Source organism: Mycobacterium sp. 48b, from assembly GCF_048282725.1.
In the GTDB taxonomy this organism is placed as follows: Bacteria; Actinomycetota; Actinomycetes; order Mycobacteriales; family Mycobacteriaceae; genus Mycobacterium.
This window is the reverse complement of sequence record NZ_JBLVUL010000001.1, coordinates 7,008,212-7,035,000: the sequence shown is the minus strand read 5'-3', so window position 1 is coordinate 7,035,000 and position 26,789 is coordinate 7,008,212. Positions and strand designations below refer to the sequence as shown.

Annotated in this window: 25 protein-coding genes; 15 read left to right on the top strand and 10 right to left on the bottom strand. The window is 63.8% G+C overall.

Annotation, left to right across the window (positions count from 1 at the left end):
• Positions 1 to 95: 95 nt before the first annotated feature.
• A complete protein-coding gene (locus ACNQR1_RS34380) occupies positions 96 to 977 on the top strand; it encodes a TIGR03620 family F420-dependent LLM class oxidoreductase (protein WP_418049969.1) in 882 nt (293 codons plus the stop codon).
• A 6-nt stretch (positions 978 to 983) separates the two neighbouring features.
• On the opposite strand, the gene thiD is transcribed toward ACNQR1_RS34380, so the two are convergent.
• A complete protein-coding gene (gene thiD / locus ACNQR1_RS34375; protein WP_418049968.1) occupies positions 984 to 1,790 on the bottom strand; it encodes a bifunctional hydroxymethylpyrimidine kinase/phosphomethylpyrimidine kinase in 807 nt (268 codons plus the stop codon).
• 91 nt (positions 1,791 to 1,881) lie between these two features.
• On the opposite strand from thiD, the gene ACNQR1_RS34370 reads away from it, so the two are divergent.
• Positions 1,882 to 2,724 carry a PhzF family phenazine biosynthesis protein gene (locus ACNQR1_RS34370; protein WP_418049967.1) on the top strand — a complete coding sequence of 281 codons (843 nt, stop codon included), beginning with the start codon at positions 1,882 to 1,884 and terminating at the stop codon, positions 2,722 to 2,724.
• On the opposite strand, the gene ACNQR1_RS34365 is transcribed toward ACNQR1_RS34370, so the two are convergent.
• On the bottom strand, positions 2,721 to 3,320 hold the full coding sequence (locus ACNQR1_RS34365; RefSeq protein ID WP_418049966.1) for a TetR/AcrR family transcriptional regulator: 600 nt from the start codon (positions 3,318 to 3,320) through the stop codon (positions 2,721 to 2,723). The two genes, ACNQR1_RS34370 and ACNQR1_RS34365, sit on opposite strands and share 4 nt — an antisense overlap.
• 69 nt (positions 3,321 to 3,389) lie before the next feature.
• On the opposite strand from ACNQR1_RS34365, the gene ACNQR1_RS34360 reads away from it, so the two are divergent.
• Positions 3,390 to 4,553, top strand: a complete 1,164-nt coding sequence (locus ACNQR1_RS34360) for an aromatic ring-hydroxylating oxygenase subunit alpha (protein WP_418049965.1) — start codon at positions 3,390 to 3,392, stop codon at positions 4,551 to 4,553.
• A gap of 10 nt (positions 4,554 to 4,563) precedes the next feature.
• Here ACNQR1_RS34360 and ACNQR1_RS34355 read toward each other — a convergent pair whose 3' ends face one another.
• Both ACNQR1_RS34355 and ACNQR1_RS34350 read right to left on the bottom strand, forming a co-directional pair.
• Positions 4,564 to 5,115 (bottom strand): VOC family protein, encoded by a 552-nt coding sequence (locus ACNQR1_RS34355; protein ID WP_418049964.1) that lies wholly within the window; start codon positions 5,113 to 5,115, stop codon positions 4,564 to 4,566.
• A 38-nt stretch (positions 5,116 to 5,153) separates the two neighbouring features.
• Complete coding sequence (locus tag ACNQR1_RS34350) at positions 5,154 to 5,627, bottom strand: DUF6194 family protein (RefSeq protein WP_418049963.1); 474 nt, start codon at positions 5,625 to 5,627, stop codon at positions 5,154 to 5,156.
• A gap of 85 nt (positions 5,628 to 5,712) precedes the next feature.
• On the opposite strand from ACNQR1_RS34350, the gene ACNQR1_RS34345 reads away from it, so the two are divergent.
• A complete protein-coding gene (locus ACNQR1_RS34345) occupies positions 5,713 to 6,399 on the top strand; it encodes a MerR family transcriptional regulator (RefSeq protein WP_418049962.1) in 687 nt (228 codons plus the stop codon).
• 29 nt (positions 6,400 to 6,428) lie between these two features.
• Here the strand turns inward: ACNQR1_RS34345 and ACNQR1_RS34340 are convergent, their stop codons facing one another.
• The gene (locus ACNQR1_RS34340; protein ID WP_418049961.1) at positions 6,429 to 7,592 is read right to left on the bottom strand and encodes an LLM class flavin-dependent oxidoreductase; all 1,164 of its coding nucleotides are present in this window, start codon (positions 7,590 to 7,592) and stop codon (positions 6,429 to 6,431) included.
• A gap of 109 nt (positions 7,593 to 7,701) precedes the next feature.
• On the opposite strand from ACNQR1_RS34340, the gene ACNQR1_RS34335 reads away from it, so the two are divergent.
• The 3 genes from ACNQR1_RS34335 to ACNQR1_RS34325 all read left to right on the top strand — a co-directional run bounded on the left by ACNQR1_RS34335 (position 7,702) and on the right by ACNQR1_RS34325 (position 9,998).
• Positions 7,702 to 8,448: a helix-turn-helix transcriptional regulator gene (locus tag ACNQR1_RS34335; RefSeq protein ID WP_418049960.1), complete on the top strand. Its 747-nt coding sequence runs from the start codon at positions 7,702 to 7,704 to the stop codon at positions 8,446 to 8,448.
• 189 nt (positions 8,449 to 8,637) lie between these two features.
• The gene (locus tag ACNQR1_RS34330) at positions 8,638 to 8,805 is read left to right on the top strand and encodes a hypothetical protein (protein ID WP_418049959.1); all 168 of its coding nucleotides are present in this window, start codon (positions 8,638 to 8,640) and stop codon (positions 8,803 to 8,805) included.
• A 98-nt stretch (positions 8,806 to 8,903) separates the two neighbouring features.
• Positions 8,904 to 9,998 (top strand): tartrate dehydrogenase, encoded by a 1,095-nt coding sequence (locus ACNQR1_RS34325; RefSeq protein WP_418049958.1) that lies wholly within the window; start codon positions 8,904 to 8,906, stop codon positions 9,996 to 9,998.
• A gap of 12 nt (positions 9,999 to 10,010) precedes the next feature.
• On the opposite strand, the gene ACNQR1_RS34320 is transcribed toward ACNQR1_RS34325, so the two are convergent.
• The gene (locus tag ACNQR1_RS34320; protein WP_418049957.1) at positions 10,011 to 10,679 is read right to left on the bottom strand and encodes an SDR family oxidoreductase; all 669 of its coding nucleotides are present in this window, start codon (positions 10,677 to 10,679) and stop codon (positions 10,011 to 10,013) included.
• 199 nt (positions 10,680 to 10,878) lie between these two features.
• On the opposite strand from ACNQR1_RS34320, the gene ACNQR1_RS34315 reads away from it, so the two are divergent.
• The gene (locus ACNQR1_RS34315; RefSeq protein ID WP_418049956.1) at positions 10,879 to 11,145 is read left to right on the top strand and encodes a YdeI/OmpD-associated family protein; all 267 of its coding nucleotides are present in this window, start codon (positions 10,879 to 10,881) and stop codon (positions 11,143 to 11,145) included.
• A 16-nt stretch (positions 11,146 to 11,161) separates the two neighbouring features.
• On the opposite strand, the gene ACNQR1_RS34310 is transcribed toward ACNQR1_RS34315, so the two are convergent.
• Together ACNQR1_RS34310 and ACNQR1_RS34305 are read right to left on the bottom strand one after the other, a co-directional pair.
• Positions 11,162 to 12,373, bottom strand: a complete 1,212-nt coding sequence (locus ACNQR1_RS34310) for an acyl-CoA dehydrogenase family protein (RefSeq protein WP_418049955.1) — start codon at positions 12,371 to 12,373, stop codon at positions 11,162 to 11,164.
• A 26-nt stretch (positions 12,374 to 12,399) separates the two neighbouring features.
• Positions 12,400 to 13,005 (bottom strand): TetR/AcrR family transcriptional regulator, encoded by a 606-nt coding sequence (locus ACNQR1_RS34305; RefSeq protein ID WP_418049954.1) that lies wholly within the window; start codon positions 13,003 to 13,005, stop codon positions 12,400 to 12,402.
• Positions 13,006 to 13,113: 108 nt separating this feature from the next.
• On the opposite strand from ACNQR1_RS34305, the gene ACNQR1_RS34300 reads away from it, so the two are divergent.
• From ACNQR1_RS34300 to ACNQR1_RS34280, 5 genes are all read left to right on the top strand, one after another.
• Positions 13,114 to 13,485, top strand: coding sequence for a DUF2834 domain-containing protein (locus tag ACNQR1_RS34300; RefSeq protein ID WP_418049953.1), 372 nt, complete (start codon positions 13,114 to 13,116; stop codon positions 13,483 to 13,485).
• A gap of 303 nt (positions 13,486 to 13,788) precedes the next feature.
• Positions 13,789 to 14,784: a dTDP-glucose 4,6-dehydratase gene (gene rfbB / locus ACNQR1_RS34295; protein ID WP_418049952.1), complete on the top strand. Its 996-nt coding sequence runs from the start codon at positions 13,789 to 13,791 to the stop codon at positions 14,782 to 14,784.
• Positions 14,785 to 15,634: 850 nt separating this feature from the next.
• On the top strand, positions 15,635 to 16,054 hold the full coding sequence (locus tag ACNQR1_RS34290) for an MmpS family protein (protein ID WP_418049951.1): 420 nt from the start codon (positions 15,635 to 15,637) through the stop codon (positions 16,052 to 16,054).
• Complete coding sequence (locus tag ACNQR1_RS34285; protein WP_418049950.1) at positions 16,051 to 18,933, top strand: RND family transporter; 2,883 nt, start codon at positions 16,051 to 16,053, stop codon at positions 18,931 to 18,933. Before ACNQR1_RS34290 ends, ACNQR1_RS34285 begins: the two co-directional genes overlap by 4 nt.
• Before the next feature lie 10 nt (positions 18,934 to 18,943).
• Positions 18,944 to 21,874, top strand: coding sequence for an RND family transporter (locus tag ACNQR1_RS34280; RefSeq protein ID WP_418049949.1), 2,931 nt, complete (start codon positions 18,944 to 18,946; stop codon positions 21,872 to 21,874).
• Between the two features lie 116 nt (positions 21,875 to 21,990).
• Here ACNQR1_RS34280 and ACNQR1_RS34275 read toward each other — a convergent pair whose 3' ends face one another.
• The gene (locus ACNQR1_RS34275) at positions 21,991 to 22,329 is read right to left on the bottom strand and encodes a hemophore-related protein (protein WP_090423941.1); all 339 of its coding nucleotides are present in this window, start codon (positions 22,327 to 22,329) and stop codon (positions 21,991 to 21,993) included.
• Between the two features lie 900 nt (positions 22,330 to 23,229).
• Between ACNQR1_RS34275 and ACNQR1_RS34270 the strand changes: the two genes are divergently transcribed.
• Entirely contained in the window at positions 23,230 to 24,138 is a 909-nt protein-coding gene (locus tag ACNQR1_RS34270) for a sulfotransferase family protein (RefSeq protein ID WP_418050612.1), read from the top strand.
• A 7-nt stretch (positions 24,139 to 24,145) separates the two neighbouring features.
• On the opposite strand, the gene rfbA is transcribed toward ACNQR1_RS34270, so the two are convergent.
• The gene (gene rfbA, locus ACNQR1_RS34265) at positions 24,146 to 25,012 is read right to left on the bottom strand and encodes a glucose-1-phosphate thymidylyltransferase RfbA (RefSeq protein ID WP_418049948.1); all 867 of its coding nucleotides are present in this window, start codon (positions 25,010 to 25,012) and stop codon (positions 24,146 to 24,148) included.
• Between the two features lie 486 nt (positions 25,013 to 25,498).
• Here rfbA and ACNQR1_RS34260 point away from each other — a divergent pair, with 486 nt between their 5' ends.
• Positions 25,499 to 26,755, top strand: coding sequence for a glycosyltransferase (locus ACNQR1_RS34260; protein ID WP_418049947.1), 1,257 nt, complete (start codon positions 25,499 to 25,501; stop codon positions 26,753 to 26,755).
• Positions 26,756 to 26,789 lie beyond the last annotated feature (34 nt).

The window sequence follows — 26,789 nt, the reverse complement described above, 5'->3', positions numbered from 1 at the left end:
CCGGTCACCGGGAGGTCTGATTTCAGTTTGGACTTGAAGGTCCATTTTTCTCGAGTCACGCTCGTGAGGTATCAGTGCGTGACCGGAGGTGTGCAGTGAATCTCGGAGAGTTCGGTGTCTGGCAACCCGCATATGCCACGACGCCCGAAATGGCCAAGCAGTTGGAGGAACTGGGTTACACGGCCTTGTGGTTGGGTGGCCCCGAGCCGGACCTGTCGGGCATCGACGAACTATTGGCGGCTACGGAGCATTTGGTCGTGGCCAGCAGCATTTACAACATCTATCGCGGTGATGCGGCCACGTTGGCGGCAGCCTACCGGCGGATCGAGCGGTCATATCCGAACCGTCTGCTTCTGGGCCTCGGTGTCGGCCACCCTGAACAGGTTGGCGATTACGGCACGCCCATGGCCGCGCTGAACGGATTCCTCGACGCGCTCGACGAGCACGGGTTGCCCCGCGAGAAGCGGGCGCTGGCCGCATTGGGCCCGAAGATGCTCGCGCTGGCCGCCGAGCGCGCAGCCGGTTCGGTGCCCTACCTCGTCACGCCCGAGCACACCCGTCGCGCACGGCCGGCGTTGGGATCGCAGCGGATACTGGCGCCCGAACAGAAGGTCGTTCTCGAGGCCGACCCTGAACGAGCGCGGGCCCTGGCCCGTCCGCGGATCAGACACCCGTATCTCGGATTGGTCAACTACACCAACAACTTACGGCGACTCGGCTTCACGGATGAGGATGTGGCCGGCGACGGCAGCGACCGGTTGATCGATCAGCTGGCCATCCACGGTGACGCGACCACGGTCGCGCGCGGATTGCGCGAGCACCTCGCGGCAGGGGCCGACCACGTACAGATCCAGGTGGTGGGTGAGCATTCGGCGCCACACCCGAAGATGCCGGAGGTTCTGCTCCAGGTCTATGACGACGACGCGTTCGGGATCTACGAAGCCCTCGCCGCCGCTTTGGGAATCGCGCGCCGGTGACCGGGATCAGCGAGTCGTGCCGCGCGCACCCTGCCAGACGGTGTCGAACGGCGCGTTACCGCTGATCCGGTCGACGATCCCGGCGGTGGTGAAGTCCTTGGCCAGGCGCACCGCCTCCGGGACACCGACCCCCTTGGCCAGTTCGGCGGTAATCGCCGCTGCCAGGGTGCATCCCGCGCCCGCGACCCGGGCATGTCCGACCTTCGGTGCGCGCAGGATCTCGGCGTCGTTGCCGTCGAAGAGGACGTCGACGGCGTCGTCACCGGGAAACTCCACCCCGCCCTTCACGAGAACGTAGTCGGGACCCAGGTCGGCAATGCGTCGGGCCGCTTCGACGAGGTCATCGATCGAGGCGATGGCATCCATCCCGGCGAGGGTGCGGGCCTCGAACAGGTTCGGGGTGACGACGGTCGCCAACGGCAGGATCTGACGGCGCAGCGCGGTGTCGGTGTCGAGCGCGGCGCCGGGTTCCTGCCCTTTGCAGATCAGGACGGGGTCGACGACGATGTGTCGCCACGATTGGCCGGCCAGCGCACCCGCGACGACGTCGATCGTGGCGGGGGTGCCGAGCATGCCGATCTTGACGACATCGAGGTCGTAGGCCGAAGTCGCGGCCTCGATCTGATCGGCGATGACCTGTGGATCGACGGGTACGAACCGGTGGCCCCAGTCGGCCTTGGGGTCGAACGACACGACGCAGGTAACGGTGCCCACGCCGTAGGTGCCGAGCTCCTGGAAGGTGCGCAGGTCCGCCTGAAGGCCGGCGCCACCGGTTGCTTCGGATCCGGCGATGACATACGAGAGATCGACCACGTGGGTGAGCGTACGCCTGAGCTACGGGCGTCCAACGTGAACTCGGCGGATACTGGCGTACGTTGCTGCGCTCTTCAGAGATAGGACGACAATGCCCCGCCATCGTGCATTCGCCCAGGTAGACGTGTTCTCCCGCACTCCGTACCTCGGCAATCCGGTCGCGGTCGTGCTCGATGGCGACGGCCTCGACGACGTTGCGATGCAACGGCTTGCACGCTGGACGAATCTGTCGGAAACGACCTTCGTGCTGCCCCCGACGAACCCCGAGGCGGATTACCGCCTACGGATCTTCACCCCGGGTGGCGAACTGCCGTTCGCCGGGCACCCCACGCTCGGTTCCGCGCATGCATGGCTCGGACACGGTGGACAACCCCGGCATCCAGGACGTGTCGTGCAGGAATGCGGTGCCGGTCTCGTCGAGGTCCGGCAGCGTGACTCCGAGCTGTACTTTCAGGCGCCACCGACACTGCGGTCCGGGCTTCTCGACGACGAGTACCTGGATCAGATCGTCGACGCGTTCGGTCTGGCCCGCACTGATGTCCGCGCACATCAGTGGGCAGACAACGGTCCGGGCTGGGCCGTGCTCGTGCTGGGCAGCGCGCAGCGAGTGCTCGAACTCGAACCCGATTTGGCCCGGATTCCCACGGCCATGGTCGGTGTCATCGGTGCATACCCGCCCGGGTCGGCGCACGCCTACGAGATGCGGACGTTCGCTCCCGGTGTTGGCGTTCCCGAGGATCCGGTGTGCGGCAGCATGAATGCCTCGGTGGGGCAATGGTTGACGCGTACGGGCGTAGCTCCGGCCGAATACCGGGTTTCGCAGGGGGCACGGCTCGGCCGGGCCGGCGAGATCAGCGTGGTGGCCGAAACCGATGGGTCGGTCTGGGTCGGCGGTGCCACCACCACCTGCTTCGAGGGCGTGGCGACCCTCTAAAGGGCGTGAGCGGCTACGGCTGGGGCGACCCAGTCCCGCAGGTAGGTGCGCAGTCCGGTGTCGTGGCGTGAGGGCCCGCCCGGATCGATGATGAACGACTGCAGTGTGCGCAGCATGAACTCGACCAGCTGATCGAACGCGTCTCCTGCGAATCCGACTGCAGCCCAGTCGATATCGAAACGCCGCAGAATCGACTTGCCGAACTCGATGGCGAGCTCCGACGTGACGCCTGCGGTGAAGGCGCTCGCCTTGCCGGGCTGCAAGACCAGGCTGAGATACCGGTCGTGGGGAATCTGTTCGGCGGTGTAGGCGATGCCTTCGACGACGGCTTCGCTGGGGTCTGTGATGGAACCCAGTTCTGCGGCGAGCCGATCAAGGAAGCCGTCCACCGAGGAGACGGCGGTGGCGACCATGAGGCTCTCGAGCGTGGGGAAGTAGCGGTAGACCGTCTGGCGCGTCACCCCCAGGGACTGGGCCACCTCGGAGACGCTCACCGTGCCGCGGGCATCGATCGCCTGGCGGGCCGCGCCGATGATGCGGCCGACGGCTTCGTCGTCATCGGCGGGAATGTCTCCCGACCAGCCGTGCCTGCGCATCCGTTGATGGTCGCACGAAAGCCCATCGGATCTTGACAATACAGTCGATACTCATTGTATGGTCAAACTATGACTGTCAGCCCAGTGAGCAGCACTGACGAGGAACTCACCCGCCGCGCTCTGCGGCACGCCGTCGAGGGGACGACGGACATGGCAGAGCGGGTGCTGAAGGTGCCGTTGCACTACTACCGCGACCCGAAGATCACCGAGATCGAGGAATCCCAGATCCTGCGCCGGGTCCCGCTGGCCATCGTGCCGTCGGCCCAGATCGCGGAGAAGAACGACTTCGTCGTCCGCTCGGTGCTCGGCGACTCGCTGCTGGTCACCCGGGACCGCACCGGCGCCAGCCACGTGTTCCTCAACTACTGCCGTCATCGCGGGGCGATGCCGGCCTGCGGATCTGGGAACGCGTCCCGCTTCGTCTGCCCGTACCACGCGTGGACCTACCGCAACACCGGCGAGTTGTTCATGGTGCCGGGCAAGGCCGGTTTCGACACGATGAACCCCGCGGAATACGGCCTGGTGGAGTTGCCGTCGGAGGAGCGTCACGGCTTTGTCTGGGCGGTCCTGACCGCGGACGCGACCATCGACCTCGATGCGCATCTGGGTCCGCTCGGAGCCGAACTGGCGCAATGGAACTACGAAGCCTACGGCTATCACACCGACCGCGAATTCTCGTCGGAGGTGTCGTGGAAGGGTGCGCTCGAGGCGTTCGCGGAGGGATACCACTTCCCGTTCGTCCACGGGGAGAGCCTGATTGGGCAGAACACCCTGCCGAACACCGCGATCTACGACGAATTCGGCAGGCATCACCGCATCGGATTCCCGTTCAACTGGATCAAGAACCTCACTGACGACCCGAGCGCCTCACTCGACCCGTCGGCCAATATGGGCGTCATCTACTGGGTCTACCCGAATCTCATTCTCGCGAACAGCCCCGTCGGCGTGGAGATCATCGACATGCTGCCCGAGGGCGAGCCCACCCGCTGCACGGTGCGGCACAGCTGGATGGGGCGTATCCCGGCGACGACGGACGACATGCGGGCGGGCTACGACGCGGTCTACGAAGGCGTTCACGCCGCGGTGCGTGACGAGGACTTCGCCATGCTCCCGCAGTGTGGTGAGGGCGTCCGGCATGGTCAGCACGACCATATGATCATCGGCCGCAATGAGATCGCGGTTCAGCACATGATCAAGGTGTTCGCCCAGGAGTTGGGGGTGGCGCTGGCCTAGGCCGGGGTTGTCACTTACCTGGCAGAGTCCGCATCGCCTGCAGGGTGATGCCCGGCACGGAGTTCGCCAAGTCCGGTCGCTGTTTGCCGAAGGCACGCATCGTCCGATAGAACGACCAGACCTGGCGGGGACTGGGGACTTTCGGCACCCAGGCCAGTTCCCAGTGAATGCCGTTGATCGGGTCGTCGAAGAACACCGCGTAGTAGCCGGGCCAGTACTGCGGGTAGTCCTTGGGTTCGTCGGTGACCGGAATGTTCCTGGCGATCAGGAAGTCGCGATGAAAGCGGTCTACTTCTTTCCGGTTTCGGGCCCAGAGTGCGACGTGGTTGATCCCGACTGCTTGGTCGCCGTGGGTGAGTTTCTCCCCGGTGTGCGCGGGCTGGATGCCAATGTAGCTGTGCGGGTTGATGAATCGCGTCATGTAGTAGATCGACTGGTACTCCATGTTCAGCGACGAGAAGCTGCTGAACCCCAGCCATCCGAACATCGCGTCGTAGAACGCGATCGATTCGTCGTAGCCCACGACCGCGAACTCGACATGACTTACTCCGCGCCACCGCATCCTGCCCCCTGGGAGTCGACTACTACCGAATGTAGTACTCAATGGGCGTGGTGGGAAGACTCCGGTTTTGCGCGCCGCCGTGCCGCGTCGTGCGCCCCGCGGAGGAGGCCGACCGCCAGCGACTGAGTCCGAATCCCGGGGTTGATGATCGAGATCCAGCCTTGTGTGCGATAGACCGGGTGAGGGAGGACGGTGTCGACGGCGGCGTAGTCGACACCGTCCGGGACGAGTCGGGGATCCGCGCCCAAGAGTTCGACGTAGGCGCTCCGGCCGACGTGAATGTTGAGCCGCCATCGGCCCGGTTCATCGAGATCGCCGGAAGTATCGTCTGGATAGTTCTTCGTGACGAAGGTGGCGTAGGGCTGTTCGCGTTGTGGCACTTGACCGTTGGGTGCGAAGTAGAAGTAGTGGTCACCCCAGGCAATCTCGGGGAACGGGCTGCCCGCTGTCGGCGCCAGTTCGAGGGCGCCGTCGAAGCGCCGGATCGTGTCCAGTAGCTGGTCCATACTCATGGTTGAAGTATCAGGTTGAAGTGCTTATGGAGGGTTGTGGGTGGTCGACGACTGTCGTGCGGCGGACGTGCTGACCGTCTCGGCGGTGGCCGCGGAGACCGGCTACTCGGTCCAGCAGATTCGTGACTTGGAGCGTCTCGGTGTTGTCACATCAGCGGTCCGGGCCGACAACGGGTATCGGCAGTTCTCCACGACCGTCATTGGTGAACTAGGTGCGTATCGAGACCTGGCCCATGCGGTGGGGCCCGTCGAGGCCCGCCGGGCCATGCGCGAAATCCGCGCATTGCCGCCGGGCGATGCGGTAGCCCTGGTGTGCTCATTCCATGTTGGGATAAACAGGGAACGCGAGCAGGCCCTCGTCGCGCGCCAAGCGCTGGAGGCAATCCAAGACGAGGTGAAGACCGAAGCCGCTCCGACAGCAGCGGATGCGATGACCATCACCGAGTTGTCACGAGCGCTCGGAGTTCGTGCCTCCACGCTCCGCTTCTGGGAGACCGAGGGTTTGGTGAAACCCCAGCGGATCGCCAATCGGTCGGGATCGGCTCGGCATTATCAACTCGCGGCCATCCGCGAGGCGCGCATCACGGCAGCGCTGCGCGCCGCGGGCTACCGCATCCCCGATGTGCAGAGAGCGGTCGCCGCGATCCGGGACCTCGATGATGTGAGCCGCTCGCTCGACGCGCTCGATACCCGGTTGAACTCCATCACGGACCGCACTTTTTCGCTCATCCGCGCTGCATCGACATTGGCTCAGATCATCCAAGCTGGCTAGCGGCGCGGCGACGACTCCGCCAAAACCGTTTACTTGTCGGCTTTTTCGGCCTCGTACTTCTGTGCCATGTGCGTGATCGCGTCGATCTGGGTCTGGGCCAGCTCGTCGCGCACCTGGCCGGCGCGTGCCGCGGCGTCCAGCGTCGGCTGGGCCTGCCCCTGGAAATGCGGCATGACCTCCTCGGCGAACAGTTCCGCCGAGCGTCTGGTGGCGGCGGGATTGGCCCAGTCGGCGGCCATCTGCAGCATGGATCCGAATCCGCCGGACTGGTCCCACAGCCGCTGCACCTGGGCTCGCGCCCGTTCCGGCGTTCCGATCACCCCGGCACCGCGTTCGTTGATCGTGTCGATCATGCCGTCGATGGTGTCTCCCGGCATGGTCATCTGCGGGAATGCCGCGACCTTCTGGAAGTAGTTGAACCAGGCCTCGATCCCGTATCGGACCTCGGCGCGGGCCTGCGCATCCGTCTCGGCGACGTGGAACGGCCCGACCAGCGACCAATTGCTGCGGTCGATCGTGGTGCCGAACGCCGCCGCCCGCTCCTCGGCGATGTTCCAGTGGTGGGCCAGCGCGTCGAAACCCGCTGCGCTCAAAGTGGCGCCGACCGAGAGCAGACCGATGCCGTGCTTGCCGGCCAACCGGGCGCCGGTCGGAGAGGCGACGGCGGCGACCGACAGCGGGATCCCGCCTTCTGAGTACGGCGCCAATTGCAGCTTCGCGTCGAACAACTCGTGCGTAGGCGTTTTGGCGCTCACCGTCTCCCCGGCGAGCAGTCGCACCATGATGTCGAGATTGGTCTCCAGCAGTTCGCGGGTATCGGTCGGGTTCAGTCCGATCATGGCCGAGTCTGTGGGCAGGGAACCGGGCCCGACGCCGCCGATGATGCGGCCATGGGTGAGGTGATCGAGCAGCATCAACCGGTCGGCCGCCCACAGCGGGTTGTGATACGACAGCGAGATCACGCCGGTGCCGAACTTGATGCGCTTGGCCCGGGCGGCCGCCGCGGCGATGAACACCTCCGGCGAGCTGATGATCTCGCTGCCCGCGGAGTGGTGCTCACCGATCCAGGCCTCGTCGTACCCGAGCGCGTCGAGGTGCTCGATGAACTCCAGATCCCGGTGCAGCGCCAACGTGGGGTTGATGCCAGGGCGGTGGAACGGGGCGATGAAATAGCCGAACCGGAGTCGGGACACGGGGCCTCCTTGCCGCGAAGTGTTCTTGCCAGAAAGCTAGCCTCGCGCCTCCGCCGCCGACAGTGCACGAAAGTGGACAATTTGACGCCCGTCGTCGTTTACTCGTCGGGTGAGGCGCGTCACAGCCGAGCTGCAGGTCGCAGACTACGAGAAGGTCTTCGCGGTGCTCGATGCCTGCGATGACGCAGCCGACTTCACCGAGTTCCGCCGTGCCGTCGTGGACGCGATCCGTCAGGTATTCGAGGTCCGCGGCGTCACGTTCTTCACCGGGCCGTCGGTGGCCGGTGCATTCTCCGACACCGCTCCGGTGACCACCGATCACGAGCACGTGCTGCTCGACGACTACATGAGCAGGTGGCGCGGGCACGACGTCTTCGCCACCCCTGTGGCCCTGCGGCAACTGCACACCGCGGGATCGGTCAGCCTGCGCGAGCTGCCCGCCGTACCCGCGTCGGCCGCCCCGTATGTCGAGCAGTTTCTGCATCGGGCCGGCCTGCGTTCCTGCAATGCGTTCACCTTCCCGATGGGCAGTGCGGCGCACGGGTTGCTCGGGGTGTTCGATCCCGACCCGGACGCGGTCGACGCGAGGGATGCCTCCGCACTGCGGTTGCTGTGCCGGCGCCTGCGCGGACTGGCGCGTCCGCTGCTGCCTGCAGCCCGGACCGACCCGCTCGCGCAGCTGTCGCAACGGCAACGCGATGTCGTCGAGTTACTGGCCCGTGGGAAGACCAACTCTCATATCGCCGAGACGCTGTGCCTGACCGAGGACACCGTCAAGAAGTATGTGAGCCGTGCTCTCGCGACGACGGGCTGCCGGTCACGTACTGAGCTCGCGGTCCTTGCGGCCACGCCGTGAGGTCGGGTGAAAGTGTCCTGGGTTGGTGATTGCTGCCAATGGCCGGTCAATTTCTGCCAGCGGAATTAACCCTCTTGCACAGCGTGTTGTGGAGATCAGACCGGGTAGGAATCCCCCGAACCGGTGGACAGACGTCCGAACCGCGACACACCCGCCACGGCTCGAACGCCCAGAATGAAGGGCTTCGACATGAAGAAGTTTGGTTTCGCCAGCATGATCGCCACAGGTTTCGCCGCCGCCATCGTCGGCCTGGCAGCTCCGGCGCAAGCTGACATCACCCATCACCAGTGGGTGCACGACATCCAGCAGCACGCCAGCACCGGTGTCGTCACACCGATAGTCGGCAACGGCCGCTGATACAGACACAAGCGAGGGGCGCCCATACCGGGCGCCCCTCGCTTGTCGTTGGTAGCGAATCTTGTTGGCGGCGAATGGCCAGAACGTAGGGTGGCGGAATGGCCACCACTCACCGACTTGCTGTGATCCCAGGCGACGGTATCGGTAAGGAGGTCGTCCCCGAAGGTCTCAAGGTTCTGGAGTCGGCGGCGGCAGCTTTCGGCTTCGCCGTCGACTATGAGCAGTTCGATTACGCATGCGCGGAGTACTACACCGACACCGGCGCCATGCTGCCCGAAGGATGGTTCGACGAACTGAGCCGGTTCGATGCGCTGTTCTTCGGCGCCGTCGGCTGGCCGGATGTTGTGCCCGATCACATTTCGCTGTGGGGCAGTCTCCTGCAGTTCCGCAGGCATTTCGACCAGTACGTCAACCTACGCCCGGTCAAGCTGATGCCCGGAGTGAGAAGTCCACTGGCCGGCCGAGGACCCGGCGACGTCGACTTCGTCGTCGTCCGGGAGAACACCGAAGGTGAGTACTCGAGTATCGGCGGCATGATGTTCGAGGGCACCGACCGCGAGACGGTGATGCAACAGACGGTGATGACCCGGGTCGGTGTCGACCGAATCCTCAAGTACGCCTTCGAGCTTGCTCGACGTCGACCCGACAAGCATCTGACCTCGGCGACGAAGAGCAACGGTATCTCCATCACGATGCCGTACTGGGACGAACGCGTGGAACAGATGGCTGAGAAATTTCCCGACATCGAGGTGGACAAGTTCCATATCGATATCCTTGCGGCGAATTTCGTTCTGCACCCCGACTGGTTCGACGTCGTCGTCGCGAGCAACCTCTTCGGTGACATCTTGTCCGACCTGGGCCCCGCGTGCACCGGCACGATCGGCATCGCCCCGAGCGGAAACATCAACCCGGAACGGCGATTTCCGAGCCTGTTCGAGCCCGTTCACGGATCCGCGCCGGACATCGCCGGACGTGGAATCGCCAATCCCATCGGGCAGATCTGGAGCGCGTCGTTGATGCTCGATCACCTGGGTGAGCGCGACGCGGCCGCCGCGATCCTGAAAGCCGTCGAGGATGTGCTGGCCCGCGGAGGAGACATCCTGACTCCTGACATGGGCGGAACGGCGACGACAAGTGCACTCGGCACCGCGGTCCGCGACCAGCTGCAGGCGAATGTTGCTGGGGTGCAGTAGTTCTACGACGGATCAGGCCGACATCTGGCAGAGAAAGTCGGGGCCCCCGACGTAGACGATCCCGGACGGGTACGGCGCGGATGCGGCCCGGGCGATCGTCGTCGCCAACTCCCGATCTGACATCATCTCGCCCGACACGACGGTGAAATCGATTCCCCGCCGGTCGAATTCGGACCGCATCGCATACAGTGCGGTCTCGCCGGCCCGCTTGCTCGCGGCGATCGGTCCGTAACCCTTCGGCACGGCCTTGTTGGGGAAGAAGTGCGCCTGGTGGCTGGTGACGAACACGATCTGACCGCCCACCGGCATCAGCGGCAGGGCCAGCTTGGCCAGTCGGCGCTGCGCGTCGCGGTTCAGCCGCATCGCGTAGCCCGGATCGGCTCCCAGGTCCAGCCCGGTCGATGCGTTGAGCACCAGGACGTCGAGGCGGCCGAACTCGCGGCCCACCCGTTCGATCATCGCAGCGGCGGCAGCCTCGTCGGAGATGTCGGCCCCCAGCGTGGAGGCGCGACCACCTGCGCGGCGGATGGCGTCGACCACCGAGCCGGCGCGTTTGGCCTTCTCGCGGTAGTTGACGACGACGTGGGTGTCCGGACCGGCGAGCTGCTGGGCGACGTCGGCGCCGATACCCCGCGATGCGCCGGTAACGAGAGCGATCCGGGTGGCTGCTGCAGGCTGCATGTCGGGTTCCTTCCGTCACTGCTGAGGCGGTCGGTCCTAGGTTTGACCTGCGATAACACGATGGTGTGCTCGTGCTCACAACCGCCCTGAGCACCCACCGTACACCAACTCTAAGAAAAATAAGACCCTTCTAAGGTCACGGTAAGGGCAATGTCGTGTCGCAAGTGTGTTGCCGCGCCGCGCCGCTTAACCTGGCTACATGACTGGCCAACGCGTGCCCGGTGGAGTGGTCCACAAGCTGCCCGCGGATCTGCGCGAGGCCCTGATCGGTAATGCCACGGCGCTGGATGCCTGGAAGGACATCACGCCGCTCGCGCGCAACGAGTTCATCTGCTGGGTCGAGGACGCCAAGCAGCAGGCGACGCGCGAGCGACGGATCCGTCGGACTCAGGAGGAGTTGGAGGAAGGCATGCGGCGGCCGTGCTGCTGGCCCGGGTGTAAGCACCGCGAGCGCACCGGCAAGTAGCCGCCGCAGCCTTCGACTAGCGAATCGACAACCCGGTGATGGCCCGGGAGATCACGAGGCGCTGAATCTCGCTGGTGCCCTCGAAGATCGTGAAGATCTTGGCGTCACGGTGCATCCGCTCGACCGGGTAGTCGCGGGTGTAGCCGTTGCCGCCGAGGATCTGGATCGCCTCATCGGTCACGTAGACCGCAGTCTCACTGGCCACCAGTTTGGCCATCGAACCCTCGGCGTTGTCGAACGGCTGGTTGTTGCGCGCCATCCAGCCGGCCCGCCACACCAGCAACCGGGCGGCGTCGATGCGGCTCTTCATGTCGGCGAGCTTGAATGCGACAGCCTGGAACTCGCCGATCTTCCGGCCGAATTGCTCACGCTGGCAGGCGTAGTCGAGGGCGTACTCGTAGGCGGCGCGGGCCACGCCGACCGCCATGGCGCCCACCGAGGGCCGGGTGCGCTCGAAGGTCTTCATGGCAGCCTGACCGCCGGCCGAGGCCCCCGACTTCACCCGCGCGATGCGGGCCTCGAACTTCTCCCGCCCGCCCAGGATCAGGTCCTCGGGCAGCCGGACGTTGTCCAGCACCACCTCTGCGGTGTGTGAGGCCCGGATGCCGTGCTTCTTGAACTTCTGTCCCTGGCTCATGCCGTGAGTGTCCGGCGGGATGATGAACGTGGCCTGCCCGCGGGAGCCGAGCTCGGGGTACACCGAGGCCACCACGATGTGGACGTTGGCGATTCCGCCGTTGGTGGCCCAGGTCTTGGTTCCGTTGAGCACCCACTCGCGGGTCGCCTCGTCGAAGCGGGCCCGGGTGCGGATCGCACCGACGTCGGAGCCGGCATCCGGCTCCGACGAGCAGAACGCGCCCAGTTGGGGATCGCCCGGGGTGCCGAACATCGGCGGCAGCCAGGTGCCGATCTGTTCGGGAGTTCCGTTGCCCGCCAAGGCTGCTGCGGCCAGCCCGGTGCCCAGGATCGACAACGCGATACCCGCGTCGCCCCAGAACAGCTCCTCGAACACGGTCAGCATGCCGAGTCCGGTGGGCTCGGTGGTCTGCTGGGCGAACAACTCAGGGGAGTACAGCCCCACCTTGGCGGCCTCCTGGATGACCGGCCAGGGGGTCTCCTCGCGCTCGTCCCATTCGGCGGCCGCGGGCCGCACGACATCGGCTGCGAACTGGTGCACCCAGTCGCGGACCTCGATCACGTCGTCGCTCAGTTGCATGGAGAACGTCACGGTTGACTCCTGAAATATGTTGGCGGTCAGTTTTTTTGAGAGCGGTGTTGCTTGATCATGCTGACGGTCTGGATGACCCAGGCCTCGAAGAAACGTTCGTGGTCGACGTTGCCCGGCAAGCGTCCGGTCAGCGCCTGCAGAGTCGCGGCATAGGACAGCCCGGCGATCGCGACCGCCGCGGTGGCCTCGGGATCGGGGATCTGGAAGCGGCCGCTGCGATTGGAGGCAGCCAGTTCATCGGCGAACCGCTGGTAGGCGTTGTCGGTGATGACCTGCCAGGTCTTCTCGTCGAGCTCGCCGAGCTCGTCGGGTTCGCGCAGCATGACCCGCAGCAGTTCCTCGCTCTGGGTCAGGTTGGTCCAGATCAACTGGCCAGCGCTGCGGACGGCCTCCTCGACGGTCTTGGGATTGCCGGCGTCGTACTGCTCGCGGGCGGTCACGATCGCGTCGATGCGGTGCGTCACCGCTGCCTCGAGGAGTTCCCGCTTGGAGCCGAAGTGCTTGTACAAGGCGCCCGACCCCGGCGCCAGACCGGCGGCCTGCTGGATATGGGCCACCGATGTCGCGGCATAGCCCTTTGCGGCGAACAGCTTCAGCGCTGTGGCCAAGAGTCGATCCCGTCCGGTTGACACGGTGAGAGAGTACTCACTCACCAAATTGGCGTGCAAACTGTCTCCTGGCGTCCGCCGGATCGATAGGTTGACCTGGACTATGTCGGTCGGACGGGGGAGGTCGTGACGATGGCGATGCTGACACGAAGCGACAAGATTTTGTGCGGCACCTATGCGGTGATCGCTGTGGTAGCGCTGGTTGCGACCTGGTGGAACAACATCGGCTTCTTCACCACCGAGAGCACGAGCCTGCTCGACTTCTTCCAGAGTGGCTACGCCAATTACGGGTCGTCCTCACTCACCAATGACCTGTTGCTGTTCGGGTTGGCGGCGTTCGTGTTCATGGTCGTCGAGGCGCGCCGAATCGGTATCCCGAAGGTGTGGATCTACATCGTGCTCAGTGCGGTCATCGCCGTGAGCGTGGCGTTCCCGCTGTTTCTTATCCGGCGGCAACTGGTGCTGGCGAAACAGCCGTTGCTGCCGAGTCTCGATGGAAATTAGCAATCCGCGGTTGCTACCAAGCCAGGGCGGTTGTAGTCCGTGAAGCTGTATGTATGCCGCACTGTGTCTTTCATGATGTCTCCTAGTTGGTCGGTGCGAGCGACTGGGTAGCCGGCCTCAGCGAGGCCGATGTCGTCACGTCTCCTTAGAGGAGCACCTTCCAGCGGCGCCTCAGAATGTCCAGCACTACGGATACCAGGCACTGCCGACGGCTGAACGCAGTGGAACAGCCCGGTCCGAGCCGGGACAACACGTGCGCCTGCAAACGATCAGGCTGGGGCTGCGGCCGGTTAGGGTTGGCGCATGCGGCTACTGGTCACCGGCGGCGCCGGGTTCATCGGCGCGAACTTCGTGCGTCTTGCCGTCGGGGAGGCGCTGACCACATCGGTCACCGTGCTCGACGCGATGACGTACGCGGGCAGCCAGGAATCCCTGGCGCCGGTGGCCGACCGGATCCGGCTGGTGCAGGGTGACGTCGCCGACGCCGGCCTGGTCAACCAGCTGGTCGGCGAGGCGGACGCCGTCGTGCACTTCGCGGCCGAAACCCACGTCGACAATGCCCTGGCCAACCCGCAACCGTTCCTGCACAGCAATGTGATCGGCACCTTCACGGTGCTGGAGGCGGTCCGCGCGCACGGGGCCCGGCTGCACCACATCTCCACCGACGAGGTGTACGGCGATCTCGAGCTCGATGATCCGGCCCGGTTCACCGAGGGCACGCCCTACAACCCGTCGAGCCCGTATTCATCGACCAAGGCCGCCGCGGATCTGCTGGTGCGGGCGTGGGTGCGGTCGTATCGCGTGCGCGCGACGATCTCGAACTGCTCCAACAACTACGGGCCCTATCAGCATGTGGAGAAGTTCATCCCGCGCCAGATCACCAACCTCCTCACCGGCCGGCGGCCCAAGCTCTACGGCACCGGCGCCAACGTGCGCGACTGGATTCACGTCGAGGACCACAACCGGGCGGTGTGGCAGATCCTCACCGGCGGCCAGATCGGCAGCACCTATCTCATCGGCGCCGAATGCGAGCGCAGCAATCTCACGGTCATGCGTGCCCTGCTCAGGTTGATGGACCGCGACCCGGATGACTTCGACCACGTCACCGACCGGGAGGGCCACGACCTGCGCTACGCGATCGACCCGTCGACACTGCACGACGAGCTGGGCTGGGCGCCCAAACACACCGATTTCGACGAAGGCCTCGCGGCCACCATCGACTGGTATCGCAACAACGAATCCTGGTGGGGTCCTTTGAAGGACAACGTGGAGACCAACTACTCGGTGCGCGGCCAATGACCGCGCGTGAACTGACCGTCCCCGGGGCCTGGGAGATCACCCCCAAGCTGCACGGCGAAGGCCCTGGCATTTTTCGCCGCAGATTGTGAGTGGGAAGCGCGCTCGCATACAGGCGCAGCGCTCCGAGCGTATTTGACGCAAATGCCCGACGATCGCCGAATGGGCTCAACGCGCGCTTGACAGACCGCGGCGAGAACGACGAGGCCGGGCTTCCGAACTTGAACGGCGGCAATCGACCAACCGTGCCTGCCTACCTTGCCGGCCCTGCGTAACCTGCCAGCGCGGAGGCCGATGAGCCAGAACACTATGGGCCGCCAACCCTTCGGCTTCTCCCAGTGGAACAAGCCGAACAGCGTCAGGTACGGCATCGCCCTCAGGCCTGATGTCCCGGGGCAGTGCTTGGCGCGCTGTCCCTTCAGGTTTCGAAGGCGCGGACAAGTCCCGGCCATAGTGAGTGCGGGCTCGCATCGTGCCGCGGGGGTGACGGACACGAGCGGGGTCTATGCGGTCGCAGCAACCACCGGGCTACCTTGTGCATGTTCGCCAGAATGTGGCACGCGGGAACTATTTACCGGTGGTTGACGGCGCAAGTCGGGAACCGGGAATTTGCCCAATTCGCGCAGTCTAAAAATAGGAACACATCGAGCGTTTTGAATTGAATTTGGGCCGTAATTTACGCTCGCGTACGCATTTGGACTTTCGGGGTGATACGCGCGGAACGGGATGATGAAGCGGTGCGCAACATGGTTTACTCTTCAACGACCGAGCTGACTCCGTGAGGCGTCATGCGTATTCGCTGCACCTGTGCCGGGTGGGGTGATAGTGGAGGAGATCTACGATTTTTGGGTTTTTGAAGCGGTTGTGGATTCCGTTGCTCGCGGTCCTGGTGATCTCTGCCGCGGGATTCACAGTTTCGCGCCTGCACACTATCTTTGGCAGCGATAAACGTGCCACATATGCCGACACTCAGATCAATGATACGAAGCCATTTGATCCCAAGAAACTGACGTACGAGGTATTCGGGTCGCCGGGAACCGTGGCAAATATCAGCTATTTCGATGTGAATGCCGACCCGCAATTCATAAAGAAAGTCAGCTTGCCCTGGATTCTGGAATTCGATATCACAAAGACCACCGCCGTCGGAAGCGTCATGGCGCAAGGAGACAGCAATAATATCGGCTGCCGCATCACCGTCGACAATGAGGTCAAGGCCGAGAAGTCCTCGAATCAGATAAATGCCTTCACCTCGTGTCTGCTGAAGGCGGCATGAGCGAAACAAACATGGATACAGGTCAACCATCCAGGTCGCGACTGGCTTCTGCGATTCGTAGGTTCGCGCCCCTGATCGTCCTGGGGTGGGTGGCGATCACGGTGCTGGTGACGGTGGCCGTCCCTCCACTCGAGGTGGTCGAGCGCGACCATTCGGTGTCGCTCAGCCCGCCGGATGCGCCGGCCGTCAAGGCGATGACCCGAATGGGCCAGTTGTTCCAGGAGTCCAATTCGGAGAGCGTGGCAGTCATCGTCCTCGAGGGCGAGGAGCCCCTCGGCGACGAGGCTCACAGGTACTACGACAGCCTCGTCAGTCAGCTGAAGCAAGACCCGGAGCACGTCCAGCACATTCAGGACTTCTGGGGTGATCCACTCACTGCCGGTGCCGCGCAGAGCGCCGACGGCAAAGCCGCCTACGTGCAGCTGAACCTGCACGGAAGTTTCGGGCAGGCCGCGGCGAACGAATCGGTCCAGGCAGTCCAGGATGTCGTCAAGCGCACGCAGGCGCCGCCCGGGATCACGACATATGTCACCGGTCCGGCCGCGATCGTCGCCGACATGGGCCAGAGCGGCAACCGCACGGTCATCCTCATCACGCTGGTCAGCATCGGGGTGATCTTCCTGATGCTGCTCCTGCTCTACCGATCGTTCATCACCGTCATCATCCTGCTGTTCACCGTCGGGATCGAGCTGCAGGTGGCCCGCGGGTGCGTCGCCTTTCTCGGCATGCACGGTCTCGTTGGTCTCACCACCTACGTGGTCAATCTGCTTGTCTCGGTGGGCATTGCGGCCGGAACCGACTATGCGATCTTCTTCACCGGTCGATACCAGGAGGCCAGACAATCCGGTGAGGACCGAGAGTCGGCGTACTTCACCACCTACCGAAGCGTCGCCAAGGTCGTCCTTGCCTCCGGCGTGACGATCGCGGGAGCGATCGCCTGCCTGAGTTTCACGCGGCTGCCGTACTTCCAGCCGCTCGGGGTCCCCGGCGCGGTGGGCATTCTGATCGCGGTAGCGGTCGCGCTGACGCTGGTGCCGGCCTGTATCGCGGCGGGCAGTCGGTTCGGCATCTTCGATCCCAAGCGCCCGGTCGTCACCCGGCGATGGCGGCGCATCGGTACCGCCGTCGTCCGGTGGCCGGCCCCGATCCTGCTCGCCACCCTCGCGGTGGCCCTCATCGGGTTGTTGACGCTGCCGGGGTACAACCCGAGTTACAGCGACCAGAAATACATTCCACAGGACATTCCGGCCAACCAGGGGTTCGCGGCGGCCTCTCGCCATTTCCCGGAATCGAAGATGACGACGCCCGATCTCTTGTTGGTCGAGGCCGATCATGATATGCGGAACCCAACCGATTTGCTGATCTTGAACAAGTTGGCCAAGGCGGTGTTCGCGGTTCCCGGAATTGCGAATGTGCAATCCATAACGCGGCCGGAGGGAACTCAGATCGAACATTCTTCGATCCCGTTCATGCTGAGCATGTCCAATGCGAGTCAGCGCCTCTCCCTGCCGTTCCAGAAGGAGCGGATGGAGGATCTGGTCAAACAGGCCGACGATATGTCGAAGACGATCGGCCTGATGCAGCGGATGTACGAACTGATGCAGCAGATGGTCGGCACCACTCACCGCATGGTCGGTACCACCCATGAACTGCAGTCTGATATGGGTGAATTGCGCGACCATATGGCGGATTTCGACGATTTCTGGCGACCGTTGCGCAATTACCTCTATTGGGAGCCGCATTGCTTTGATATTCCGCTCTGCTGGTCGATCAGATCGATATTCGACGGGCTCGACGGTATCGATGAGGTGACCACCAAAATGCAGGGATTGGTCAAGGAACTCGACCAATTGGACCTGCTGATGCCGCAGATGCTGCTGCAGTTCCCGCAGATGATCGCGACCATGCAGAGCACGCGGACCATGATGCTGACGATGCACAGCACGATGTCGGGGCTCTTCACCCAGATGGATGAATCCAGCGACAACTCCACCGCCATGGGCAAGGCCTTCGACGCGTCGAACAACGACGACTCCTTCTATCTGCCGCCGGATGTCCTGGAGAACAAGGACTTCCAGCGCATCATGAAGATCTTCCTGTCCCCGGACGGGAAGGCCGCGCGCATGCTGATCACTCAACGCAGCGATCCTGCGACGCCGGAAGGCATTTCCCGGGTCGAGCCGATGCGGATCGCGGCCGAGGAGGCTCTCAAGGGCACCCCACTGGAGAGTTCCAAGCTCTACCTGGCCGGTACCGCGGCGGGCGTGAAGGATCTGGTGGACGGGTCCAAGATCGACCTTCTGATCGCGGGCGTCACCGCCCTGGCCCTCATCTTTCTGATCATGGTGCTGATGACGCGTAGCTTTGTCGCCGCGCTGGTCATCGTGGGTACCGTGGCTCTGTCGCTGGGGGCGTCCTTCGGCCTGTCCGTGCTGGTGTGGCAGTACATCCTGGGGATCCAGATCAACTGGGTGGTGCTGGCGATGTCCGTCATCGTCCTGTTGGCGGTGGGTTCGGACTACAACCTGCTGCTGGTCTCGCGGATGAAGGAAGAGCTCCACGCGGGCATCAACACCGGCATCATCCGGGCGATGGCAGGGACCGGCAAGGTTGTGACGGCCGCGGGTCTGGTGTTCGCGGCCACGATGGCGTCGATGATCGTCAGTGACCTGCTCACGATCGGTCAGGTGGGCACCACAATCGGCCTCGGATTGTTGTTCGACACGTTGATCGTGCGCGCGTTCATGACCCCGTCGATCGCAGCGCTTCTGGGCCGCTGGTTCTGGTGGCCCCAGCAGGTACGCCCGCGCCCGGCCAGTGCGATGCTGCGGCCGATGGGCCCGCGTCCGCTGGTGCGCAACCTGATGTTGAGGGATTAGCGGCGGCTGCATGACTGAGAACACTCGGCGGCCGTTCATCGCGCGCACCGTTCGGATACTGTCGCCGCTCATCATCGTCGGTTGGCTGGCTGTCACTTTGATCTTGACGCTGGCATCGGTCGGCGGAGACTGGTCGGCTGCGATCCCTTCACTCGAGCGGGTCGCGGAGAAGAACGCCGTGTCCCTGATGCCCAAGGACGCACCCTCGGCGCAGGCGATGAAACGCATCGGTCACAACTTCGGGGAATCCGACTCGGACAGCTCCGCGATGATCGTGCTCGAGGGACAAGAACCCCTGGGCGATGAGGCGCATCGCTACTACAGCGAGTTGATCCGTGCGCTGAGAAGCGATCCGAAGCATGTCGAGCATGTGCAGGATCTGTGGGGCGATCGCCTGACCGCGTCGAGCGTGACGAGCCCCGACGGCAAGGCCACCTACGTCCAGCTGAACCTGGGGGGCGACCAGGGCACACCGCAGGGCGACGAATCGGTGGCCGCCGTGCGCGACATCGTCGACCGGTCGACTCCGCCGCCAGGCGTGGAAGTTTTCGTAACCGGCGCTGCACCACTGGCTTCCGATATGCAGCACAGCGGAAACCGGTCGATTCTGAAGATCACCGCGGTAACCGTCGTGATCATCTTCATCCTGCTCTTCATGGTCTATCGGTCGGTCGTCACGGTGATCCTGCTGCTCATCATGGTGGGCATCGAGTTGGCGGCGGCCCGAGCCATCGTCGCCTTTCTGGGCGCCAACGAAGTCTTCGTGCTTTCCACGTTCGCCGTGAACATGCTCGTATTCCTCGCCATCGCGGCCGGAACCGACTACGGCATCTTCTTTTTCGGCCGATATCAAGAGGCGCGTCAGGCCGGCGAGGACCGGGAGCAGGCGTACTACAGCATGTATCGCGGGGTCACGCCGGTGGTGCTGGCCTCCGGTCTGACGATCGCCGGAGCGATCCTGTGCCTGACCTTCACCCGGCTACCGTATTTCGAGACCATGGGTATCCCGTGCGCGATCGGTATGGCCGCGGCGGTCGCGGTCGCGGTCACGCTGGTGCCGGCCGGGATCGCGATCTCCAGTCGGTTCGGATTGCTGGAACCCAAACGCACATTGCGGGTTCGGCGATGGCGTGGCATCGGTACCGCGGTCGTCCGGTGGCCGCTGCCGATCCTGATCGCGTCCCTGGCGGCAGCGTTCGTCGGCCTGCTCGCGCTGCCCGGATACACGACGAGCTACAACGACCGGCGCTACATTCCCGGAGACATCCCGGCCAACATGGGTTTCACTGCCGCCGAACGCCACTTCTCCCAGTCGCGGATGACGCCGGAGGTCCTCATGGTCGAGACCGACCGTGACCTCCGGAACCCGGCCGACTTCATCGTGCTGAACCGACTGGCCAAGGCAATCTTCAAGGTGCGCGGCATTTCTCGGGTTCAGGGCATCACCCGGCCCGAGGGCACCCCGATCGATCACACCTCCATCCCGTTCATGCTCAGCTTGCAGAGCGCGGGCCAGGTCCAGGCCACGGAATTCCAGAAGGCGCGCATCGACGACATGGTCCGGCAGGCTGCCGACATGCAGGTGATGATCGACACCATGCAGCACACGTTCAACGTGATGCAAAAGATGGCCGCCACCACGCACAACATGGTCCAGCGAACCCACGAAGTCTACGAGGTCGCTCGAGACCTCCGGGGCAGTATCGCCATCTTCGACGATATGTTCCGACCGATCCGCAATTACTTCTATTGGGAGCCACACTGTTTCGACATCCCGATCTGTTGGTCGCTGAGGTCGATCTTCGACGCCATGGACGGTGTGGACAAGCTTGACGACAGTTTGCAGGTCATGGTCGAGAACATGGACGAACTGGACTCGATCATGCCGAAGCTGCTGGTCCAGTTCCCGAAGATGATCGCGATCATGAAGACCATGCGTGTGAGCACTTTGACGATGCACACCACCATGTCGGGGCTGATGGCTCAGATGGACGAGACGAGCAAGGACGCTGCCGTCATGGGGCAGACCTTCGACGCTGCGAAAAACGATGACTCGTTCTTTCTCCCGCCGGAAGTGTTCCAGAACCCGGACTTTCAGAAAGCGATGAAATCGTTCCTGTCTCCCGACGGACGATCGGTACGGTACATCATTTCCCACAACGGAGACCCGCAGTCACCGGAGGGAATTCAACGCGTCGAGCAGATCCGGACAGCGGCCGAGGAGGCACTGAAGGGCACCCCGCTGGCGAGCGGCAAGATCTATATCGCCGGCGCCGCGGCGACCGCGAAGGACTGGCAGGACGGCTCCAAATACGACCTGTGGATCGCCGGAATCGCCGCGATATGCCTGGTTTTCCTCATCATGCTGTTCATCACCCGGAGTTTCATCGCTGCCTTGGTCATCGTTGGGACGGTGGTGCTGTCGCTTGGTGCGTCGTTCGGGCTCTCGGTGCTTCTTTGGCAGTACATCCTCGGAATCCATCTGCACTGGATGGTGCTGGCGATGTCGGTGATCATCTTGCTGGCGGTGGGATCGGACTACAACCTGCTACTCGTGTCGCGAATAAAAGAGGAGATCGGTGCCGGCATCAACACCGGCATCATCCGGGCGATGGGCGGCACCGGCAAGGTCGTCACCACCGCGGGCATCGTGTTCGCGTGCACCATGGCGGCGATGGCGGTAAGCGATCTGCAGATCATCGGTCAGATCGGCACGACCATCGGCCTCGGTCTGTTGTTCGACACGATGATTGTGCGGTCCTTCATGACACCGTCGATTGCTGCCCTGCTGGGGCGTTGGTTCTGGTGGCCGCAGCGGGTGCGTCCGCGACCGGCCAGCGCCATGCTGCGTCCGCATGGACCACGTCCCGCGGTCCGCTCACTGCTGGGCCAGAATCTTCCCGGAGACACTGTGACACAGCCGATCAGGACGTCTGACTAACCACCGCCTGCTGCCGGATCGTCAGCGGGGCAGCAGCTTTCATCGCAAGGTGTTGCGCAGAAACGAAATTGGGCACCGGTTGATGGCCGGCGCCCAATCCCTCTGCTGTGCTTGAGTCAGTACTTGACGCAGCTGGTGAGCATCTGTTTGAACACGGGTAGGGCTTGGTCCGCGCCCTGGTTGTTCTTGATCTGATTCAGGAGATTCACCCGTTCGTCCTTCGGGGAGCTCAGGAAGACCCGTAGGAACTGCAGGTTGGGCGGCGACTGGTCCAGGTACTGCGCGGCCATCGGATTCTCGGCGTGCACCGCCGCGATCGCCTGATCGTAGGTGCAGGGCGAGTCGACCAACGGCCCGAGATCGGGCTCGGCGGACGAGAGACCGGCTCCCGCACTGAGTAGCAGGCCTGCGCCGGCCACGGCGACCGCGAGCCTGGCAAGTGGAAGTTTCTTCATTGGTTCCCCTCCTGGTGACTGTGGGCTCGAACTCAGGTAATCAGGCGACGACCCGGGCCGTGCGGCCTCATCGAGGTATTTATCACCAACTCATCAATACCAAACTTTATGCCGGACGCCCACCTCGAATTTCCGGTTCTGCTTCCTCGGTGTTACACCCTATTGAGATACTGGATTGCGCCAATATTTCCCGTGAATCCGAGCGATTGCTTCTTTCCCAGCGCAGCGACCGTCGACGGGCTCTCGAAGTGGTTGCTGGGGCGGCGCGAAAATATTTCTCAACCGATCCTGCGCGTTGCCTCCGCAGCGGTCACCGATGGAGGGTGTGAACCGCTATTCGATGAGTGGGGAGCAACAAGGCGACTGCTCGATACGGCCCGTCGGGGTACCCCCGTATCGGAAAACCTCTGGAAATAAGCAGGTTAGATCCTGACCGTCTGCTCCCCAGCAGTGGGAGCGCACCGGGTGCTCATGACGTGGCAAACGGTTGGAGGAGGGCGGTCACGATGGTGGCCACTGGTGATCCCGATTAGGTCGCGGGCCAGCCAATAAACGCAAATGCACCGTGCTGTCGAATTGCTGGCGGGTGCTATTCAGGGCTCACATTTTGCAGTCGAGTTAAATAGAGCGAATATCGCCGATAAGCCTTGTATCAAACATCGAAGCCGGGCTAACCTCTGTGCCGCAGTGGCTTTCGCGTTTGGTCGGACATGTACGGCCGGCGAAGATTCGGAGACGGGGGAAGATGATGGTCGGTGCTGCGCTGGAATTACCGAAGTTGTTGCTCGAGTTAAGTAATCCGTTCTCGTACTCGGTATTGAGCTCGGAGGCGTGTTCGTGACCGCGCCGGATGGCCGCGCGCAGGAACCTGGCCGCCCGGTCGTGCTGTTCGTGCTCGGCATGGGACGGTCGGGGACCTCAGCACTGACCCGGGTTCTCTCTCTGTGCGGGGCTGCTCTCCCCGGCGGGATGATGGGAGCCGACAGCGGAAATGAGCGTGGCTATTGGGAGCCCCGGGCCGGGCTTTACCTGAACGAGAAGTTCCTGTACCGCCACGGCAGCAGCTACTTCGACCCGACTCTGCGTCTCCAGGAAGAAGGCGGGTTGAGTTCCGAAGAGACCGCGGCTTTCACTGCGAAGATCCGGAACTATCTGCAGACGTTGCCCGCCGCGCGGGTCGTGGTGGTGAAGGTACTGCACATCTCGGTTCTGGCGCGAATGTGGTTCGACGCGGCCCACCAGGCCGGATATGACATCGCGGCGGTGCTAGCCGTGCGCGATCCGCAGGAAGTCATCGGCTCGCTGGCCAAGCTCATGGATGCCTCACCGCAGCTGACAAGTGCACTGTGGTTGAAGTACAACCTGTTGGCCGAGCGTGAGACCCGCGGACTGCCGCGGGTATTCGTCGACTACTCGAACTTCCTCGACGACTGGAGCCGGGAGATCAAGCGCATATCCCATACTCTCGGTGTCGACCTGGATACCCGCGACCGGGCCGCCGTGGACGAGTTCCTGGCGAAAGACATGCGCCACCAACGCCAGCGGGGCCCGATCATCGAACCGTTTGGGACGGACTGGTTGTCTGAGGCCTACAAGGCCATGGCCGCTGCGGCACGCGACGAACCGTGGGAGGAACCCTCCTTGGACCGTGTCTTCGCCGGGTTTCGGGCCAGTGAGCACGGGTTCCGCACGGCCATAGAGGATTTCCAGGGCCAGTTCAACCGCCGGTACCGGTTCTCCCGGGCCTTCATCAAGCCGTTGTTCGAAGGTGTCGCTCTCGTGCACGGGCGCAAGGGAACCTGGGCCTGAATCGCCTCTACGTGCGCCGAAGCAGTTCCAGCAGGTAGTCGCCGTACCCGGACTTGGGGAGTTCCCTGGCGCGGGCGGCCAGCTGATCGTCGTCGATGAACCCCGCCCGCCAGGCGATCTCCTCGGGTACACCGATTTTCAGCCCCTGGCGGCGTTCGATGGTGCGAACGAAATCACTGGCATCGAGTAGTGAGTCGAAGGTGCCGGTGTCGAGCCAGGCCGTTCCGCGGGCCAGTACCTCCACCGACAGCTGCCCCAGGTTCAGGTAGATCTGGTTGATCTCGGTGATCTCGTATTCGCCGCGCGCCGACTTGCGCAGGGACCGGGCCATCTCGATGACGTCATTGTCATAGAAATACAAACCGGGAACTGCATAGTGGGATTTCGGTGTGGCCGGCTTCTCCTCGAGTGACAGGGCGATGCCACCTTCGCCGAACTCGACCACGCCATACGCGGACGGATTGGCCACCCAGTACGCGAAAATAGCTCCACCGCTGACGTTCTGGAATCGGCGCAGGCTGGTGCCCAGGCCCGGACCATAGAAGACATTGTCGCCGAGGGCCAGCGCCACCGTGTCGGTGCCGATGTGCTGGGCTCCGATCTTGAATGCCTGCGCGAGTCCCTCGGGCTCACGCTGAACGGCGTAGGTCAGGCTCACCCCGAATGCCGAGCCGTCGCCCAGCAGGCGCTCGAACGCCGACGCGTCGGCCGGTGTGGTGATCACCAGGATGTCGCGAATACCGGCCATGATCAACGTGGACAGCGGGTAATAAACGAGTGGTTTGTCGTATACCGGAAGCAACTGCTTGCTCACGCCCATCGTGATCGGATGCAGTCGTGTACCGGAACCACCGGCGAGAATAATTCCGCGCATGCGTGCTCCTACCCCTCGAAAACAAAGGATTCGATGAGATCGGTTGCGCGACGACGTTTTCTGGTTTGTCATCGGGCAACACACGCGCCACTTTATCGTGCCCGCACAGCAATAGCGACGAAATGGTTTGCGATGAACTCGCACTACCCCGCAGTGCCGACGGCGTGGTGGTGAAGCGAGGGGTTTCCGCGCTGGTCACCCCAACCGTCAGCGTGAGTCCCTTGACGCGCAACGCGCGGCAAAGCGGCGTCGGCAACCGCGTGGGTGTCGTCCCTCAGAATTTGCCAGTGCGAATATCGCCGGGGAATGTTGCGCGCCAGGACGCATGGGACGGATGTTCGTCGATTAGCGAAATTTGTCGGACGAAATAACGCTTTTCAGATGGGTATCCTAAAAGTCGTTGACGGCGTGGACTATTCGGCGATGAAGCCGCCGATCGCCCTGTGCGTCTACTAGTGTCCAACCAGTGGGGGTCGCAGCACTGTCATGAGAATCGCACTGTCGAGCTATGGAACGCGCGGGGACATCGAGCCCTCCGTGGCGGTGGGACGCGAGCTACTGCACCGGGGACACGAAGTGCGGATGGCGGTGCCCCCGGACCTGGTGGGTTTCGTCGAGGCCGCGGGGCTACCGGCGGTCGGCTACGGGTCGGAGGTGGAACCGCAGCTGGATGGCTACCGCGATTTGTGGACCACGTGGGCGCGACACTTCTGGCGGGTTCAGGATCTGGTGGTGCTGTGCCGGGAGGCTCTCAAGATGGTCACCGAGCAGTGGGCTGAAATGAGCCGGACCCTGGTGGCATTCGCCGATGGCGCCGACGTGCTGACCACCGCCGTGGGTTACGAGCAGCCGGCGGCCAACGTCGCCGAGTACTACGGGATTCCCTTGGTCGCGCTGCACACCATGCCCTGGCGGCCGAACGGGCGGCTGTTTCCGGTCGTGCCGCCCCCGGTGGGCCGCACCACGATGATGGCGTACGACTGGCTGGCCTGGCGGCTCACCAAACAGCACGAGGATGCACAGCGGCGTGAACTCGGTCTGCCGAGGGCGACTGGCCCGTCGCCGCGGCGGATGGCCGAGCGGGGTGCGTTGGAGCTCCAGGCATACGACGAGGTCTGCGTTCCCGGGCTGGCGGCCGAGTGGTCGAAGCTGAATGGGCGACGTCCGTTTGTCGGCGCACTCACGATGGAGTTGTCCACTCGTGCCGATGACGAGGTAACCGCGTGGATGGCCGCCGGGCCGCCGCCGATCTGTTTCGCATTCGGAAGCATTCCCGTTGAATCCCCGGCAGATACGGTGGCGATGATCAGTGGCGCCTGTGCGCAACTCGGGCAGCGGGGGCTGATCTGCGCCGGCGGCAGCGATCTGACCGACATCCCGGTGCCAGACCACGTGAAGGTCGTCGGCGTGGTGAACTATGCGGACGTCTTTCGGCGAAGCAGAGCCGTCGTGCACCATGGCGGCTCGGGCACGACGGCCGCGAGCCTGCGCGCCGGCGTTCCCACCCTCATCCTCTGGTCCGTGGGTGATCAGCCGGTGTGGGGCAACCAGCTCAAGCGACTGAAAGTCGGTACCGCACGGCGATTTTCGACAACCACAGGCGAATCGTTAGTAGCGGATCTACGCCGCATCCTGTCCCCGGAATGTGCGGTCAGGGCGCGTGAGCTGGCAGGACGGATGACCTCACCGTCCGACAGTGTCGCAAAAGCCGCAGATCTGCTCGAGCGATTCGCCGGAGCGTGACTTACAGATGCCTCGCGGGCTCCCGGCGGCGAAC

Coding starts and splice junctions, on each gene's coding strand:
- ACNQR1_RS34350 (WP_418049963.1), bottom strand. CDS start 5,627: ATGAGTATGGACCAGCTACTGGACACGATCCGGCGCTTCGACGGCGCC.
- ACNQR1_RS34275 (WP_090423941.1), bottom strand. CDS start 22,329: ATGAAGAAACTTCCACTTGCCAGGCTCGCGGTCGCCGTGGCCGGCGCA.
- ACNQR1_RS34320 (WP_418049957.1), bottom strand. CDS start 10,679: ATGCAGCCTGCAGCAGCCACCCGGATCGCTCTCGTTACCGGCGCATCG.
- ACNQR1_RS34315 (WP_418049956.1), top strand. CDS start 10,879: ATGACTGGCCAACGCGTGCCCGGTGGAGTGGTCCACAAGCTGCCCGCG.
- ACNQR1_RS34330 (WP_418049959.1), top strand. CDS start 8,638: ATGAAGAAGTTTGGTTTCGCCAGCATGATCGCCACAGGTTTCGCCGCC.
- ACNQR1_RS34360 (WP_418049965.1), top strand. CDS start 3,390: ATGACTGTCAGCCCAGTGAGCAGCACTGACGAGGAACTCACCCGCCGC.
- ACNQR1_RS34300 (WP_418049953.1), top strand. CDS start 13,114: ATGGCGATGCTGACACGAAGCGACAAGATTTTGTGCGGCACCTATGCG.
- ACNQR1_RS34280 (WP_418049949.1), top strand. CDS start 18,944: ATGACTGAGAACACTCGGCGGCCGTTCATCGCGCGCACCGTTCGGATA.
- ACNQR1_RS34355 (WP_418049964.1), bottom strand. CDS start 5,115: ATGCGGTGGCGCGGAGTAAGTCATGTCGAGTTCGCGGTCGTGGGCTAC.
- ACNQR1_RS34365 (WP_418049966.1), bottom strand. CDS start 3,320: ATGCGCAGGCACGGCTGGTCGGGAGACATTCCCGCCGATGACGACGAA.
- ACNQR1_RS34270 (WP_418050612.1), top strand. CDS start 23,230: ATGGGACGGTCGGGGACCTCAGCACTGACCCGGGTTCTCTCTCTGTGC.
- rfbA (WP_418049948.1), bottom strand. CDS start 25,012: ATGCGCGGAATTATTCTCGCCGGTGGTTCCGGTACACGACTGCATCCG.
- ACNQR1_RS34285 (WP_418049950.1), top strand. CDS start 16,051: ATGAGCGAAACAAACATGGATACAGGTCAACCATCCAGGTCGCGACTG.
- ACNQR1_RS34370 (WP_418049967.1), top strand. CDS start 1,882: ATGCCCCGCCATCGTGCATTCGCCCAGGTAGACGTGTTCTCCCGCACT.
- rfbB (WP_418049952.1), top strand. CDS start 13,789: ATGCGGCTACTGGTCACCGGCGGCGCCGGGTTCATCGGCGCGAACTTC.
- ACNQR1_RS34325 (WP_418049958.1), top strand. CDS start 8,904: ATGGCCACCACTCACCGACTTGCTGTGATCCCAGGCGACGGTATCGGT.
- ACNQR1_RS34260 (WP_418049947.1), top strand. CDS start 25,499: ATGAGAATCGCACTGTCGAGCTATGGAACGCGCGGGGACATCGAGCCC.